Raw genomic sequence first — 16,627 nt, 5'->3', positions numbered from 1 at the left:
AAGATCATTCGCGGTTCCACCCTAGTTAACTACCTATACAAATATATATGTATAGTAATTCACTTCATTAAGCCCGATAACGGTGGCGGCCGTATTTGCCTACTTAGGTTCGACAAATCAGTTTAAAGGGGGTAACTCTAATATATGTGTAAGGCATTTCCAGCATCTGCCTCTCTCTGGTACACAGGGATATGAGAATCATGTCCTTTGCATAACTTTTACTAGATTATAGTATCATAGAGAATTAAAAAATTCAATACGGTTCAATAGTAAATTTCATAAATTCTATAAATTAAAGAAACGCCTTCAAACACATCATATAAAAACGGCCCAATATAACTGATATGTACCCCCATTACGGGTTGTCCATTAAAAGGGGGTACATATGAAACTCAAGCCGTTTATTAAGATTATCATATATACGCTAACTAATGTGGCTGTACTATAGCACATTGTACATAGACTAGATTATTAGCGTTTGAAGTTTGTAGATAACATAGCGCCAATTACTTTTTCCAATTTGCTATTGGAAAGGTCTGGTCCTTTGTATAATATTAAGAGTACATCGTTAGAATTATCTTGTTTAGAAACCATCATAACACCACTACCACGAGCACCGTTATCGTCGTAATCTTTTGCTACGATAACGAGGTTCAAATAATGATCCTTCATATATGTGTACACTTTACTTGTACGTGCAGAGGAACCAATCATTTTTGCCATGCTCATACCACGGTTGAATACGATTGTATTTGCATTATGTGGGTTTGTCGCTAATTGTTGTTTTTCCTCTTCATTTAAAGGCATGAGATTCACCATGAGGGAATCACCCATTTTACCACGGAACATAGCTGGCATTGTTTCGCGCACATCTTCAGGAATACCTGTGTCAGCAGTCAATTTTAATTCTTTAGGAACAGTCATGTATAGAACGCCCTTGCTGTTTCGGCCTACCTCTGTTGTACTGAGGTCTACGGCGCTAAGCATAATGGAATCTTTAATAGTTGCTACTTGATTTGCCAATGGCTTTTCAGGAATGCCACGGCTTGCCAATTGCACGTCACCAGATTTAGTTTTTTTCAAGGTTTCTACATTCCAGTTAGCACCTTTTTTGTCAGCATCGCTAGCCTCAGTGAAAGCATTCGCCCCATCTTTTGTGCCTACATACACGTAAGTTTGAGCTGGGATAATTGTATCTGGCGCACCAGTTTTATTGAACGCTGCACCATATACAACATTAGGAATCACAGAGGAACCAATTTGTAAGTTGTTATTAGTTTGGCTTTCCACATCAAAGTTAATATTGCCAGTGAAGGTCATATCAGGACCATGATTGATAACTACTACATCCCCTGCTTGAGGAATGACAACTGGACCTACTGGGCCCGCCATAGCTACGCCCGCCATAGAAACACTAAGGCAAGCTGTTAATAATGCACGTTTCAACATAGATTGTTTCATAGATATACTCTCATTTCTCTACTAGGTCTAAACAGTTTGATGTAATTATAAAAATATTATATTAATCCTCGATAGTGACATAATCCGATAGACTACTTAATAATTCAATAGCCAAGGGCCGTATTGAAGGTGTACACCTTAGCATACAACGTCCATTTACATCAATAGATGTCATAACCCCTAAGTATTCATAGCCTTCAATGATGCGATTGATATAGTTCGTATGCTTCGGTTCAAGATGAAAGTACACATACGCCTCTTCCCCAGAGGTTGCTAAATCTGGTACATCAGTAAATGCACCGATAGATTTACTCGGTTCTAAAGATGTACCACTCATAAGTCCTCCTACACATCATTACTATAAAATGTAAATGCTATACATGTCTCTAGTATAGGCATCCATTAGATATGTTTGTCGTTAATATACTACCTACTAAGCTTCTTTTAGTTTGCACTCACGGCGCATCATAGAATATGGCTCAAGTGGTGTATCCATGTAGATACGCACTTTCATTTGCGCATGAGGCGCTACGTCGATTGGGTTACCATCTTCGTCTGTCATTTTTTCAATTACAGTTTCCACAAGGTCCCCTTTAGGTTGGCAGAATTCTACTTTATCTCCTACCTTGAAGTTATTACGTTGTTCAAGATCAACGTATTTTTCTTCTTCGTTGTAGCCCATAACTAAACCGATGAAGTCATGGCTTTGTGTATTGGTAGATTTACCATAGTTTTGAGCTGTTTCATCAGGACGACCTTCTGCAAAGCCATCAGTATATGGACGGTGAGAAATTTTTTCTAATTCTGCAATCCATTCTGGACGAACATACCAATCTTTACCTTCTTTAAGATAAGTATCGATAGCTGTACGATATACCTTTGCTACTGTTGCACAATAGTGAACGGATTTCATACGTCCTTCAATTTTAAGGCTATCAATACCAGCTTCATATAAATCAGGAATGCGGTGAATCAAGCACAAGTCTTTAGAGTTAAAGATATATGTGCCATGCTCATCTTCTTCAATTGGATAATATTCACCAGGTCGGTTGGATTCAACAAGGGAATATTTCCAACGGCAAGATTGAGAACATTGACCGCGGTTCGCATCACGGTTGCCTGTCATGTAGTTAGACAAAAGGCAACGACCAGAGTAAGAAATACACATGGAACCATGTACGAAGGATTCGATTTCGATATCTACATTATCCTTCATTTCTTTAAGGTCTGCTAAGGATACTTCGCGAGCCGCTACGACGCGTGTAGCCCCCAGTTCTTTCCACATTTGCACTGTATGCCAGTTTGTTGTAGATGCTTGTGTACTTACGTGAAGCTCAAGGCCTGGAGCCACGCGTTTAGCAAGGCTAAAGATACCCATATCGGCTACGATGATTGCATCAACGCCGATGCTTTCAAGGAATTTCAAATAGTCCTCTAAACCTTCAAAGTCCTCATTATGAGGAATGATATTACATGTAACATGGAGTTTTTTACCATGAGCATGTACGAATTCTACAGCTTCCTTTAATTCCTCGTCGGAGAAATTAGAGTTACCTGCGCGCAAGCCAAAACGTTTGCCTGCACAATATACAGCATCCGCACCATAGCGAATCGCCATTTTAAGCTTGTCCATATTACCGGCTGGACAAAGCAATTCCATAAAATGTTCTGCCATTATTTGTTGTGCCCTTTCCACACACTCACACTCATACCATCACCCATTGGATAGATGGTGGTGTTAAACAATTCTTTATTTTCAACATACGTTAAGTATTCCTTTAACCGTTTTACGATAGTCTTAAACCGTTTTGGCGGCTCCTTATCGCCTCTTACATAGCCTCTAAAAAGTACATTGTCTGCAAGGATAACGCCTCCTTCTTTCACATGAGGCAAAATGAGTTCTAATTGTTTAAGATATTGTCCTTTGGGACCATCTAAAAATACTAGATCATATTCACCGGTGAGTTCCGTTAAGACTTGAGACGCATCGCCTTTCAGCAATATAATTGTATCGGCATAATCAGATTGGTTAATATAATATTTCGCCATTTCGTGACGCACATCATCTAGTTCAATAGATGTAATATGTCCCTCCTCTTTATCGAGTAGCGGAGCCATCAACAAAGCAGAGTAACCAATGGCGGTGCCCACCTCTAACACAGAGGTGGGCCGGTACAAACCTATTAATTCTTCAAAGAGATGAACCTCAGATTCTCGTAGAATCGGTACATCATTAATCATCGCGTAAATACGCTGTTCATTTAAAATATCATTTAATGTCATGAAAGTAGATTCAATCTCCTACATTATTTATTGCTATTACCACTAGGAACTACCAACGTAGAACGATCCACAGATTCAGCTGGCTTTACTTCAATATGAGGTACTTGTTGTGTACTTGGTACAACATTTTGCATAGATTCTGGAGCAGGTGTTGTAGTCGGCACATAAGAGTTAGAGCTAGATGATTGAGTTGCTGGTGCAGATTGAGCTGGTGCTTGTGGAGCTGGTGTTGGTGCTGGAATTTCAGCAGCTGGAACCGTTGTTGGTGTATATTTGTACGTAGGTTCCACATTAACATATTGAGAATCTGCTTCCACCGCTTCTTCAGAGCTGTAATTGTAGTTAGGCTCTGTCGTTGCCACGGCCACGTCATAGTTAGGACCAGCTTGTACTGCGGCCTCTGTATTAGAGGATGTAGCCGTATCATTACCATAGATTTTATGAACTTCCGCCAAATGTTCTTCATATGTTTTAGAGAAGTGGTTATGTCCATCTTTATCTGCTACAAAGTATAAATAATCTGTATCTTCAGAATGCAAGACTGCATCTAATGCTTTTTTACCAGGGTTCGCAATTGGACCAGGTGGCAAACCTTTGGATACATATGTATTGTAAGGGCTTTGTAATTGTGTATCACCAATAGTTACATCTTCTTTTGCATAACCTAGTACATAGGAAATTGTCGCATCAGATTGCAATGGAATACCATGGGCTAACCGTTTTTTAAATACCCCTGCAATTGTTGGACGATCTGCATCAAATAAAGATTCACGTTCAACAATGGATGCCAATGTTACAAAGTCATGAATACTCATGTGTTGAGCTTGAATTTGTTTCTTCACAGCCGGTGTGAGGTAACGATTCATTTCGTCAGCCATCATTTGAATCACTTCACGTGGCGTTGCACCTACTGGAATTTCATAAGTACTTGGGAATAAGAAGCCCTCTACCGGATATGTAGCAGGTCTTGTACCTTTCATATATGGATATGGTACAAAGGTCTTTGCTTCTGCTAAGAAATCCTTTGCCTTCATAATTTGATTTTTTTCAAGAACGATAGCTATATCACCAACTGTGTATCCTTCAGGAATTGTAACACGAATAGATTCTACATGACCTTCTTGTAATAAAGAAATGAGTTCTCGCACAGTTACCTTGTTAGGAATTTGATAGTGACCAGTTTGAAGTTTATCATTGGTACCGCTCAAATATAACCAAAGCTTAAATCCTTGTGTGGAACGAATAAGACCTCGTTCATAGAGCATGTCTGCAATTTCAGTACCAGTCTGCCCCTTTTCGATGACAAGTACCTGTGTACCATCATCTTGCGCAAAGGTATTTGGCACTAAATAAATCGCTCCCAAACCACCTGCGATGATTAATACGCCTACAATAATAAGGATTAAAATATATCTTAAGGCTTTTCTCACGACGTTGAGTTCCTTTCTGTAACATAACAGTATTTATCATCTTATTATACCATAAAGTCCATATTTCCCCTATATAAAAGGACATTATCATATTATGGGCATCTTAATATATAACAAATAAAAATAGCGTATTGCCAAAAGACAACACGCTAGATTTATAAAGAAAACAACTACTCGCCATCTTCCATTTCTTCATACAATTTTACTAGAGTCTCAAAAACTTCATCTTCTTCATCTAAAGGTACGTATACTTCTACGCCTTCTTCATTTTTTTCGATGCTAGCCAAGATCATGTATGTGTCATCTTGACCTTCGTGGTCTGCCTCTTCGTCTTGTACATGTACAAGAACTGCATACTCACGACCTTCATGGTTTAGAACAACATCTTCTGTGAAGTATTGTTTATTGCCGTTTTCGTCTTCGAATTCTAAATAATACACTTCACCTTCAAAGTTTTGGTCAACCATTGGAAACCCTCCTTGTGGAAAAAAAGATTTATTTATTGAACTGCAAGCGATCTAAGTATCCTTGCAAAATTACAACCGCTGCCATTTTATCAATAACGGATTTACGCTTTTTACGACTTACGTCAGCTGCAATGAGTTGCCGTTCAGCCATAACCGTAGATAACCGCTCATCCCAATATGAAACAGGTAAATCGATGACTTCTTTCATCTTTTCAACGAATTCTTCAGTCTTTTCAGCTCGTTCACCTTTTGTACCATTCATATTCTTCGGCATACCTACTACAAGCTCATGTACTTCATATTCAGCAATGAGTTCTTGTAAGCGATTAAAATCTTTTTCAAGAGATGTTCTACGAATGGTTTCAATACCTTGTGCTGTCATGAGCAGTGCATCACTACAGGCAATACCGATAGTACGGCTGCCCACATCTAATGACATAATTCTCATTATAGTTGTTTTGCCTTTGCGTATTCTTTCAACAATTCCTCAATCAAGTCATCCCGCTCTAAACGACGGATATCAGAACGTGCATTATTATAGCTTGTAATGTACGCTGGATCTCCAGAAATAAGATACCCTAAGATTTGATTGATTGGATTGTAACCTTTTTCTTGAATAGATTGATAAACACGAGTAAGAACCTCTTCAGCTGTCATCGGTTCATCGTCTACTTTACGGAATAACATAGTTTCATCAGAAACCTTCATCGTATCCCTCCTTTTTATTACATTGGCAGGTTTCACTGTAAAAGTGAAACCTCGCCTACTATTATACTTGAATTAAAGCTACAAAGTCAGTAACTTTTTATGCATCATAAAATTTTTCTATAACAGATACAAGTATAATTATAAAATTATATGCCTATTGTAACATAGATGTTAAAGCTTCACCACCAGCTTTTAATGCTTCCATCAATTTCGCTGGTTCTTTACCACCTGCTTGAGCCATATCTGGACGGCCACCGCCATTACCACCAGCTACTTGAGCTGCTGCTTTTACGATGTTACCAGCTTTTGCACCTTTAGCAACAACGTCTTTAGATACTTTACATACAAAGTTAACCTTATCGTCACCCATAGCAGCACCTACGAGGACTACGCCAGAGCCATTTAATTGATCAAGGCCCATATCCGCTAAGTCACGTAATTCATCGATAGAGGATGCTTTTACAGCAGCCGCTACAAATGCTACATCGCCAATCATAACTTTACCAGCAATGATATCTGCCGCACCAGCTGCAGAAACCTCTTTGCGAATTTGTTCTAATTCTTTTGCAGTTTCTTTTGCTTCAGCCAATACTTGATGTAAACGTTCTTCTACTTGAGGTGCTTTAGTTTTAAGTTCGCCTGCCATACGTTCGATAGTCAAGCGATCATGTTTTGCTGCATCTAGAGCTGCGCGACCTGTAATTGCTTCAATACGACGTACACCAGAACCGATACCTGCTTCAGATGTTAAGCGGAAGGAACTAATGAAAGCTGTATTACCTACATGAGAACCGCCACATAATTCAACGGAGAAGCCAGGAACCTCTACAACGCGAACTACATCACCATATTTATCGCCAAAGAGCGCCATCGCACCTTTCGCTTTTGCTTCGTCCATGGACATTTCAGCAATAGCTAAGTCTGTAGCTTTTAAAATTTCTTCATTTACAAGAGCTTCGATTTGATCAAGTTCCTCTTGTGTTACAGGAGAGAAGTGAGTGAAGTCAAAACGCAAGTAATCTGGAGTTACTAAGGAACCTGCTTGGTTAACATGCTCGCCTAGAACCTTTTTCAATGCTGCATGTAACAAATGTGTTGCTGTATGGTTACGAGCCATAGCAGCACGGCGATTTGTATCTACTTCAAGCGTTACATCATCGCCTTCGGAAATGGAACCTTCCACAACAGTACCGATATGGTATACAGTGCCTTCAGGTAAACGTTTTGTATTATGAACCTCTACCTTACCCATTGGGCCAACGATAAAGCCTGTATCACCTAATTGACCGCCCCCTTCAGCGTGGAATGGTGTGGTGCGTACGATAACAGTAATTTCATCGCCATCAGCAGCTGTTTGCAAACGTTCAGAGCCTTTGCCAATCATTAATACGGAAGAAGCAGTTACAGCTTCATCTTCAAGAAGCTCTTCGTCTTTCAAGAATGTGATGTCAGGTGTTGCTACCTTAGCATCTTCTTTTACACGAGCTTCACGAGCGCGTTCACGTTGTTCCTTCATAGCTGCTTCAAAACCTTCATGGTCGATTGTAAAGCCGCGTTCAGAAGCAATTTCTTCTGTTAATTCCCAAGGGAATCCGTATGTATCATATAATTTGAATACTTCTGTACCAGGCACTACAGTTGCTTTTTCAGCAGCAAGTGTATCAATCAAAGAATTCAACAATTCAAGACCTTGTTCCAAGGTTTGGTTGAATCGTTCTTCTTCGTTTTGTACAACCCGTTTAACGAAGTCTTGTTTCTCAGCAATGGATTTAATACCAGGGCCAAGAATATCTACTACTACATCAATAAGTGGTGTTAAGAAGATACCTTCAATACCAAGTAAACGGCCATGACGTACAGCACGACGTAAAATACGACGCAATACGTAACCACGACCTTCGTTAGATGGCAATACGCCATCGGAAATCAATGCAGTTACAGCACGAGCATGGTCAGCAATAACCTTTAAAGAAACATCAGTATTTGGATTTTCGTTATATGTAACACCAGCGCGTTTAGCTGTAGCTTCAATAATTGGGAAAATCAAATCGGTTTCAAAGTTTGTTTTACAACCTTGCAATACGGAAGCCAATCGTTCAAGGCCAGCGCCAGTATCGATGTTTTTATGTTGCAATGGTTCATAAGAACCATCTGGCATTTTATTAAATTGAGTGAATACTAAGTTCCAGATTTCAAGATAGCGATCGCAGTCACAACCTGGTGCACAGTTAGGATCATCACAACCATGTTCAGGACCTTGGTCGAAGAAAATTTCACTATCAGGACCACATGGGCCTTCACCGATTTCCCAGAAGTTATCTTCAAGGCGTGTAATATGACTTTCTTCTACGCCACAATCATTGTGCCATGTATCATATGCTTCTTGGTCATCTGGATATACAGTAACATACAATCTATTTTTATCGAGTTTAATAACTTCAGTTAAGAACTCCCATGCCCAGTGAATTGCTTCTTTTTTGAAGTAGTCACCAAAGGAGAAGTTGCCAAGCATTTCAAAGAATGTATGGTGACGAGCTGTGCGACCTACGTTTTCAAGGTCACCTGTACGCATACATTTTTGGCTTGTTGTAATACGATGACAAGGAGGTACCAATTTACCTGTAAAGAAAGGCTTTAATGGCGCCATACCTGCCCCAATCAATAATAGAGATGGATCGTTTTCTGGTATAAGAGAAAAACTATCTAATTTTAAATGTCCTTTGCTTTCAAAAAACTGCAAGTATGCTTGACGCAGTTCATTACCCTTCATGTGTATATTCCTCCTAAAATTATTTACTCTTCATTATATCGTAAAAATGACATAAAATCTATTAAAAACATTGAGATTATGCGGAATTTACCGACTTTCACAATAGTAAATACAAGGATAAAATTCAATATTTCTAGAAATGAGAAAAAGAGGTTATACAAATCAACAGAACATAATTGATTCGTATAGCCTCTTTTAAAGCTAATATGTATTGGTTTATACAACGCGTTTTGCGCCGATATAGCGTTCACCCCAATAGCCAGTATCAAGATCTGCTACTGCTACACCACGACTGGAAGTGGCGCTGATGAACTTGCCATCACCAATATAAATACCGGAGTGAGATGGACCTGGTTCATATGTTTCAAAGAATACCAAATCCCCTGCTTTTAAGTTCGCACGAGAAACCTCAACACCTACGTTATATTGTTCATCTGCTAAACGTGGCAAAGAAATACCTTGTTTTGCAAATACATATTTAACGTAACCAGAGCAGTCGAAACCACTTGGTGTAGTACCACCAAATACATATGGTACACCGCGATATTTGTCTGCTTCCGCCAAGATAGCATGAATGCTACTTGGTGTTTCGTTTTTCGTAATATTATTTAATTTAATATTTTTGCCAGTAATGGATTGACCAGCAACACGACGAGATGTCGCATTGTTGTTTGTGAAAGCGGATTTTGTTGCTACTGCTTTAGTCGCAGCATTTTGAGTCAATACTGCCTTCGTAGAACGAGGAGCACTCATCAATGCATTATACGTAGCAGGACCTACAATACCGTCCACTGGTAAGCCACGATCTTGTTGGAACAGACGAACTGCCCATTTCGTTTCTTTACCATATACACCATTTTTATCTGTAGCATTATAACCGTGTTTAATTAGTTGTTGTTGAACCGCTGTAACACTTTTGCCCTTATCACCATATTGTAATGTTGTTGCACCTACCATGGCTGTTGTGGCACACACAAAAGTTAATGTTAATGCCGTTATTTTAACCTTACTATATTTTGACTTCATATGCTTCCTTTCCAAAACTTTTAAAGTAAGTTATTTATTCAAAATATACTAACCGTCTATTTATTTGCATTCACAAATACAGCTAGTCTTCTTTGCTTTTGTTAGTATAAGTCTCAGGTGCCATAAACACATCTGCACTACTTGGTCCAAGTAATGGAGCATCTTCATGCTCATCAAAGTTTATAGCTGACTTAACCCAATACAAAGGCCGTTGCTTCACCTCTTCAAAAATACGACCTACATACTCGCCAATAATTCCCAGTCCGACGAGTTGAATTCCACCAATAAACAAAATTGATACGCCCAAGGTAGTCCATCCATTCAAGGCTTGTCCCGTAAGATATACATACAAAAGATGCAATATAAGCAAGAAGCTTAACCCACCACATAGTACACCGACGTACAAGGCAGCCCGTAAAGGAACTCTTGAAAAGGCGGTTACCCCATCGAGAGCAAATCGTATCATTTTACGCACACTAAACTTTGAGACACCAGCAAAACGAGGTGGCGCCACAAAGTGCAACTCAGCTTGTCTATACCCCAAAGCACCGACAATACCGCGCAAAAAACGACCATGTTCTCTAAACCGTTTCAATGTGCCCAATGCTTTACTATTCATGAGACGGAAATCAGATCCACCTTCAACAATAGGAACATCGGCCATTTTGTTCATTAGTTTGTAATAATACTTAGACGTGAAAGATTTAGCCCAACTAGCATCTTCAGTTGAATCGCGTATGGTGCGCACCACATCATAGCCTGACTCCCACAACCTAACAAGTTCAGGAATCAAAGCCGGTGGATGCTGCATGTCACCGTCCATTGTAATAACTGCATCTCCATGAGCATAATCAAGACCACAAGTAAGCGCAGTCTGATGCCCAAAATTACGAGCAAGCAATAACACTTTGACATGTTTATCATTGTAAGCAATTTCACGCAATATCATAGCTGACGAATCACTAGAACCGTCGTCTACGAAGATTAGTTCATAATCGTACGTGAGTCCTGACATAACATCAGTTACAGCTTTATAAAAATTCGCTATGTTCTCTTCTTCGTTATATACAGGCACTACAATAGAAAGTAACATAAATCCTCCAAAGTATTTTACTCACATATTTTAAATTAATTAGTAAATTAAGGCAAATCGCCAAGGTTAACAATAGGAAAAATAATATCTATAACCCCAGTAAACATGCGATTTCTACAAACTCTATAGACATTTCTCTTCATTTATCCCATATATAAGCATGGTGAATAAGTTATTGTTTTACTTATCTAAATAACTACTCAATAAACCGTATTATAAAATAAATTTATATCACTAAAAATCAATGAAATACTGTTAATTACTGATTTAATCGTTAATTAATCAAAATATCAAATATATTTTTCGCTACAAATATAAGGATCTCAACCGATTTCATCTTAAATTCATAAAATTTGAAATAATTTTACTAATCACTCTGTGCATAAATCAATCATATATGCCCTAAAAGATGCATAAAATACTAATAATATAAAAAACTAACATTATGCTATTAATAAAATAAATTTACTAGAATCTTTTCATCAATAGAGAAGAAAGAGACCCTTATCAGGGTCTCTTTTATTATAGGCCAGCAGCATCAATCCAAGATTGTAAATCTTCCTCTGCAAGCTCCATATCCTCTTCATATGCACCAGCCACTACAGGATACTTCGAAACCTCTACGGTGTGCAAAATTGAATCATCTCGGCCATTTTTAAAGGTTCCAATCCAAATTCCAGAGAATTGAGATTCATACCACTCTACAGGCTGATCAGTTTCATTGAAGTTAATCGTAATATGACCACGGCCAAGTGTTTCTAATACTTCCACTTGTTCTTCTTCTGTGAGCCCTGTTTTCTCAATATAAATTGAATATGTCTCACCCGTTTCTCGCAAGTTTTTAAGAGCTAAACGCAACTCATTTAAAACAGCGCGAACATTACTATAATTCTCAATCATAAATACTCCTATTAGAGATACTCTTTATATCCTATAAACGCATTATTTTAAGTATTAAGCTCTGCAATTACGCCCCATTCTTGTAGAACATGTAATACCCGCTCTTTTACCTCTGGTAATGCTCGTTGTACAGGCGCACTAGGTTCAAAGCCAATTTCTAATGATTCTGGTTCTACGCCAATAACCACTGCATCCTCTAATGGATCCTCTTGAATAGCACGGATACGTAAAATATCTTGCATCCCTACTTCATGTACAGAAATATGCTCTGTAAAATATTGTTCTAATTCCTTATGAGGAAACTCATATATAGTTCCTGGTGCTTCTCCACCATTGATAGCATCTACAAGAAGAATTTTCTTCATTCCACGCATATACGTAAGTAGCTCCATCCCCATTGTGCCACCATCAATAATAGAAATGGCTGGTGTAAATGTGAAAGATTCTTTCAACTCTTTCACTACATGAACACCTAATCCCTCATCAGTAAGCAATATATTCCCTACGCCAAGTAGAACAATTTCATTATTCCCATCATCATAAAGGCTATTTAAATCAATACGCGGACCCTCAGAGTCCGCGTATTGTTCCAAGCCACTGATGATATCAGTACTTGTATTAGTCATTATCTTGTAATTCTCTTTCTCTAGGATCGTTAGGATCACTTGGACGATATGTAGTACCAGATGGTTTATCGATACGTTCACCACGACGGCGTTTACCGTTTAGATCTTCAATATCGATTGGATCATGCGCATAATACTTCATGCCGGAAACCATAGCAGATACTTCGCCGGATTCCTCCATAACGTCTTCTCGGAATGCCATGTACACGTGAACGATAGTAAAGAACAAGAATCCCCACGCAATATAGTGATGAATAATGTGAACCTTATATTCACCACCAAATAATGTAACAACTGGTGCGAATAGGGTTCCTAGAATACCATTAGGATCCACCATAGAATACATTGTTAACCCCGTTAAGATTTCAAAGAAAAACATTACATATACCATCATATATGCAGTTCTTGCTAAGGAGTTACGAAGCCAATGATGTTCGTGTTTTTGTGGAATCATCAAATAGTGCAATGTAGTTTCTTTAAGACCATACCAATACCGTTTTTGGCGGAATTTAGGTAATAATCTATCTCCTCGATTCCAAAGAGCTCCTGCAAATCGGAAAATAAAGGAGCATGTTAAGATAACCCCTGCAATGAAATGGATACGCCGCATAGTTTCCATAGAGAACCAGCCATCAATAGCAAAGGTTGGCTCTGGATTACCTGTGATAGCCGCAAATCCTGGATCACCAATATATAGGCCTGTCCAGAATAATGCAGTTACGCTTAGCACCATAGTCCAGTGGAATATGCGCAGCCATAGACTAAATACGACATACGCCTTTTTGTCAGTATGTATTAACATAAGCCCACCACCCTTTATTTACACAATGCATCTGTATTGACGGAAACAATTTTTTCGCCTTTTTTATTGTATAAATGGGTTGCACATGCGAGACATGGGTCAAAGGAGTGAATTACCTTCAAGATTTCAAGTGGTTTATCTACAATTTTTACATGTGTATCAATCATGGAGTCTTCGTAGGCACCATGTTCATTTGCTGCAGTCTTAGGACATGCATTCCATGTAGATGGTACGATACATTGATAGTTTGCAGAGCGGCCATCTTTAATGTGAATCCAGTGGCCCAAACCACCGCGAGGTGCATCTACAAGGCCAACGCCTTTAGCATCTTTATCCCATGTATTTGGCTCAAACTTAGTCATATCAGCCACTGTAGTATCGCCATTCTTGATGTTAGCAACAAGTTTATCAAAGAAGTATTGACTCATATTTGCTGCTACTTGTGCATCAAGGCCACGACAAGCTGTTCGACCAACCATTGTAGTCATCCATACATGAGCAGGTACCCCTAATACTTGAGATACTGTATCGATTTGACGAACAATCATAGACTCTGCCCAAGTTGGGTCTTTAATGATACCTTGTTTTACTTTTGTATATACAACGATATATTTCGCTAATGGGCCAACCTCTGCAGTTTTACCTTTGAATGTTGGGGATTTAATCCAAGAATATTTTTTATCTTCATCAAGGAATTCCCATTTTTCTTTTGTACCAGATTTAGGACCTGTAAACTTAGGATCTGTAACACCTTCGATAGGATGAAGAGAACTTTTACCATCTGGATATGTGAACCAGGAGTGATCAACCTCTTCACTAAGGTATTGTGGATCCATGAAATCTTTACCTTCTAGTGGAATAAATGTAGCCTTATCCACACCTAAAGCAAAGTTTTCTACAACGCCATTGGATCGAACCACACATTTTTTATGGTAATCACCATTAGAAATGCCAGTATATGTATCATCTGGATAATCACCATAAGACATAACACGTTTTTTCGCAAGGCCACCGCCATCGACCATGCCTTTTTCAACATAGATTTTTCCAATAGCAAGTAAATCAGGCAAGTAGAAGTTACTTACTAAATCTTTAGCCAATGCAATAGATTCTTCTACCGCAGCAAGACGTGCTGTATTGATAGGCGCATTCATATCATTCATAGAAATGGAACATGGCATACCACCAACAATATAATGTGGATGTGGGTTTTTACCACCAAATACAACGTGAGGAATTACGATATCACGTTGACGATCAAGAATATTCAAGTAATGGGATACGGCCATTAAGTGAACCTCTGGTGGCAACAAATTATAATCAGGATGATCCCACCATTGAGCAGCGAAAATGCCCAACTGACCAGATTCAACAATCTTCTTAACCTTTTGTTGTACCGCTGCAAAATATGCAGTAGTCGCTTTAGGGAACTCTTTAGGATATGCAGAGTCTTTAGATGCCGTTTCAGCTGGTGCCAAGCCACCTACATTATAGGTTGTTAAAATTTCATTTTGTAATTGAGCTGTCTTCGCAGGGTCTGCACTCAACGCTGCTATAGGACTAACCCAATCAAGAGCATGCAAGTGATAAAAATGCACAATATGGTCATGTACATCTAAAGAGCTATGCATGATGTTACGAATATAGTTTGCATTTTTAGGAATGGTAATACCAAGTGCATCCTCTACAGCACGTAACGCTGCCAACGCATGTGTTGTAGTACATACGCCACAAATACGTTGTACGAAAGCCCAAAGGTCACGAGGATCGCGATCTTTAGCAACAAGTTCGATACCGCGCCAAGCAGTACCAGAAGACAATGCGTCCTCTACCTTACCACTCGCTTCATCAACTTTTATTTCTACCCGTAAATGACCTTCAATACGGGAAATCGGATCTACTACTACGCGTTTCATTAGTGACCTCCTCCATTATTATGTTTCTTTTCATCCCATAAGCCTTCTTCTTTTAAGCGTTTTTCTTCTTTCATATCAAGAATTTTATTACGCGTAAGAGTTGCAGCACCATGAACAATAACAGCTGCAGTGGCACCAACAGCAGCTACGGTACCGATTGTATCAGCAGTTGTGATGGTTTTAGCCAATGGAATATCTGGTAAACGTTTATAGAATACGTCATTATCCCAGAAGCCCTTTTCAGAGCAGCCAATACAACCGTGACCGGATTGAATTGGGTAGGATAACCCATTCCACCAACGCAAGTTACCACAAGAATTATATGTTTGAGGTCCACGACAACCTACTTTGTACAAGCACCAACCAGATTTGGATGCATCATCGTCAAATTTTTCAACGAATAGACCAGAATCAAAGAAGGCACGACGATAGCATGTATCGTGAATACGATTGCCATAAAATTGTTTAGGACGACCTTGAGAATCAAGAGGTGGGATTTGTCCGAATAATGAATAATGCATAATTACACCAGTCATAACCTCTGGAATTGGAGGACATCCAGGAACTTTGATAATAGGCTTACCAGATACAACAGAGGATACAGATACTGTATTTGTTGGATTTGGTTTAGCCGCTTGAATACCACCCCAAGATGCGCAAGAACCATATTCAATGATTGCTGCTGCACCTTTAGCCGCTTCTATTAAGGACTCTTTAAATGTACGTCCACCTACTGTACAGTAAACACCATCTTCATCAAGTGGTACGCCACCTTCAACAGCCAAAATATATTTGCCGGCTTTTTCTTTAATGATTTTCTCTAAATGTTCTTCTAATGGTGCACCAGATGCAGCCGCCAAAGTATCATCATATTCAAGGGAAATCATGTTCAAAATTACATCGGATGTAAACGGAGAAGATGAACGAATGAATGATTCACTACAACCAGTACATTCATGACCATGTAACCAAATTACTGTAGGCAATTCAGTTGTTTCAGCTGCCTTAACAACGGTGTCTAACATCGTTGGTGGCAAACCGAGAATAGCGGTGAGTGCTACACAGGATTTCATAAATGTGCGTCGACTCAAACGTCGCTCTTGGAAGAGTGTCCATAAACTGTTTATACGATTCTTCACGGAATA

16 protein-coding genes and 1 other annotated feature (1 of these 17 only partly in view) are annotated in these 16,627 nt (G+C 39.0%); all 16 genes read right to left on the bottom strand.

Features of this window, described 5'->3' with window-relative positions; all coding sequences use genetic code 11:
* Nucleotides 1-222 (bottom strand) — a binding site (T-box leader); it reaches 10 nt to the left of the window's first position.
* A gap of 249 nt (nt 223-471) precedes the next feature.
* Nucleotides 472-1,461, bottom strand: coding sequence for a hypothetical protein (locus VEIT17_RS03310; RefSeq protein ID WP_178884739.1), 990 nt, complete (start codon nt 1,459-1,461; stop codon nt 472-474).
* Between the two features lie 61 nt (nt 1,462-1,522).
* Entirely contained in the window at nt 1,523-1,798 is a 276-nt protein-coding gene (locus VEIT17_RS03305; RefSeq protein WP_178884737.1) for a DUF4911 domain-containing protein, read from the bottom strand.
* A gap of 96 nt (nt 1,799-1,894) precedes the next feature.
* Nucleotides 1,895-3,136 carry a peptidase U32 family protein gene (locus tag VEIT17_RS03300; RefSeq protein ID WP_178884735.1) on the bottom strand — a complete coding sequence of 414 codons (1,242 nt, stop codon included), beginning with the start codon at nt 3,134-3,136 and terminating at the stop codon, nt 1,895-1,897.
* Nucleotides 3,136-3,744, bottom strand: a complete 609-nt coding sequence (locus VEIT17_RS03295; protein WP_178884733.1) for an O-methyltransferase — start codon at nt 3,742-3,744, stop codon at nt 3,136-3,138. Before VEIT17_RS03295 ends, VEIT17_RS03300 begins: the two co-directional genes overlap by 1 nt.
* Nucleotides 3,745-3,767: 23 nt before the next feature.
* Nucleotides 3,768-5,174: an endolytic transglycosylase MltG gene (gene mltG, locus VEIT17_RS03290; protein ID WP_024066666.1), complete on the bottom strand. Its 1,407-nt coding sequence runs from the start codon at nt 5,172-5,174 to the stop codon at nt 3,768-3,770.
* Between the two features lie 170 nt (nt 5,175-5,344).
* On the bottom strand, nt 5,345-5,641 hold the full coding sequence (locus tag VEIT17_RS03285; RefSeq protein ID WP_005386121.1) for a DUF1292 domain-containing protein: 297 nt from the start codon (nt 5,639-5,641) through the stop codon (nt 5,345-5,347).
* Nucleotides 5,642-5,669: 28 nt separating this feature from the next.
* Nucleotides 5,670-6,089: a Holliday junction resolvase RuvX gene (gene ruvX / locus VEIT17_RS03280; RefSeq protein WP_005386119.1), complete on the bottom strand. Its 420-nt coding sequence runs from the start codon at nt 6,087-6,089 to the stop codon at nt 5,670-5,672.
* Complete coding sequence (locus tag VEIT17_RS03275) at nt 6,089-6,349, bottom strand: IreB family regulatory phosphoprotein (protein WP_009351224.1); 261 nt, start codon at nt 6,347-6,349, stop codon at nt 6,089-6,091. Before VEIT17_RS03275 ends, ruvX begins: the two co-directional genes overlap by 1 nt.
* A gap of 154 nt (nt 6,350-6,503) precedes the next feature.
* Nucleotides 6,504-9,119, bottom strand: a complete 2,616-nt coding sequence (gene alaS, locus VEIT17_RS03270) for an alanine--tRNA ligase (RefSeq protein ID WP_178884730.1) — start codon at nt 9,117-9,119, stop codon at nt 6,504-6,506.
* 216 nt (nt 9,120-9,335) lie between these two features.
* Nucleotides 9,336-10,145: a C40 family peptidase gene (locus VEIT17_RS03265; RefSeq protein WP_060923946.1), complete on the bottom strand. Its 810-nt coding sequence runs from the start codon at nt 10,143-10,145 to the stop codon at nt 9,336-9,338.
* Between the two features lie 82 nt (nt 10,146-10,227).
* A complete protein-coding gene (locus VEIT17_RS03260) occupies nt 10,228-11,238 on the bottom strand; it encodes a glycosyltransferase family 2 protein (protein ID WP_119209137.1) in 1,011 nt (336 codons plus the stop codon).
* Nucleotides 11,239-11,760: 522 nt separating this feature from the next.
* On the bottom strand, nt 11,761-12,138 hold the full coding sequence (locus VEIT17_RS03255; protein ID WP_060923948.1) for a hydrogenase expression/formation C-terminal domain-containing protein: 378 nt from the start codon (nt 12,136-12,138) through the stop codon (nt 11,761-11,763).
* Between the two features lie 47 nt (nt 12,139-12,185).
* Nucleotides 12,186-12,764 carry a HyaD/HybD family hydrogenase maturation endopeptidase gene (locus VEIT17_RS03250; RefSeq protein WP_178884728.1) on the bottom strand — a complete coding sequence of 193 codons (579 nt, stop codon included), beginning with the start codon at nt 12,762-12,764 and terminating at the stop codon, nt 12,186-12,188.
* Nucleotides 12,757-13,566 carry a Ni/Fe-hydrogenase, b-type cytochrome subunit gene (gene cybH, locus VEIT17_RS03245; RefSeq protein WP_119209253.1) on the bottom strand — a complete coding sequence of 270 codons (810 nt, stop codon included), beginning with the start codon at nt 13,564-13,566 and terminating at the stop codon, nt 12,757-12,759. Before cybH ends, VEIT17_RS03250 begins: the two co-directional genes overlap by 8 nt.
* 14 nt (nt 13,567-13,580) lie before the next feature.
* Entirely contained in the window at nt 13,581-15,482 is a 1,902-nt protein-coding gene (locus VEIT17_RS03240; RefSeq protein WP_178884727.1) for a nickel-dependent hydrogenase large subunit, read from the bottom strand.
* Nucleotides 15,482-16,621 (bottom strand): hydrogenase small subunit, encoded by a 1,140-nt coding sequence (locus VEIT17_RS03235; RefSeq protein ID WP_178884725.1) that lies wholly within the window; start codon nt 16,619-16,621, stop codon nt 15,482-15,484. Before VEIT17_RS03235 ends, VEIT17_RS03240 begins: the two co-directional genes overlap by 1 nt.
* Nucleotides 16,622-16,627: the final 6 nt, after the last annotated feature.

The sequence above is a fragment of the Veillonella nakazawae genome, assembly GCF_013393365.1.
Taxonomy (GTDB): domain Bacteria; phylum Bacillota; class Negativicutes; order Veillonellales; family Veillonellaceae; genus Veillonella; species Veillonella nakazawae.
The sequence above is the reverse complement of the archived record's forward strand: the minus strand, read 5'-3'. Positions and strand labels throughout refer to the sequence as shown.

Coding starts and splice junctions, on each gene's coding strand:
- ruvX (WP_005386119.1), bottom strand. CDS start 6,089: ATGAGAATTATGTCATTAGATGTGGGCAGCCGTACTATCGGTATTGCC.
- VEIT17_RS03275 (WP_009351224.1), bottom strand. CDS start 6,349: ATGAAGGTTTCTGATGAAACTATGTTATTCCGTAAAGTAGACGATGAA.
- VEIT17_RS03240 (WP_178884727.1), bottom strand. CDS start 15,482: ATGAAACGCGTAGTAGTAGATCCGATTTCCCGTATTGAAGGTCATTTA.
- VEIT17_RS03265 (WP_060923946.1), bottom strand. CDS start 10,145: ATGAAGTCAAAATATAGTAAGGTTAAAATAACGGCATTAACATTAACT.
- VEIT17_RS03255 (WP_060923948.1), bottom strand. CDS start 12,138: ATGATTGAGAATTATAGTAATGTTCGCGCTGTTTTAAATGAGTTGCGT.
- VEIT17_RS03305 (WP_178884737.1), bottom strand. CDS start 1,798: ATGAGTGGTACATCTTTAGAACCGAGTAAATCTATCGGTGCATTTACT.
- VEIT17_RS03260 (WP_119209137.1), bottom strand. CDS start 11,238: ATGTTACTTTCTATTGTAGTGCCTGTATATAACGAAGAAGAGAACATA.
- cybH (WP_119209253.1), bottom strand. CDS start 13,566: ATGTTAATACATACTGACAAAAAGGCGTATGTCGTATTTAGTCTATGG.
- VEIT17_RS03310 (WP_178884739.1), bottom strand. CDS start 1,461: ATGAAACAATCTATGTTGAAACGTGCATTATTAACAGCTTGCCTTAGT.
- VEIT17_RS03300 (WP_178884735.1), bottom strand. CDS start 3,136: ATGGCAGAACATTTTATGGAATTGCTTTGTCCAGCCGGTAATATGGAC.
- alaS (WP_178884730.1), bottom strand. CDS start 9,119: ATGAAGGGTAATGAACTGCGTCAAGCATACTTGCAGTTTTTTGAAAGC.
- VEIT17_RS03285 (WP_005386121.1), bottom strand. CDS start 5,641: ATGGTTGACCAAAACTTTGAAGGTGAAGTGTATTATTTAGAATTCGAA.
- VEIT17_RS03250 (WP_178884728.1), bottom strand. CDS start 12,764: ATGACTAATACAAGTACTGATATCATCAGTGGCTTGGAACAATACGCG.
- VEIT17_RS03295 (WP_178884733.1), bottom strand. CDS start 3,744: ATGACATTAAATGATATTTTAAATGAACAGCGTATTTACGCGATGATT.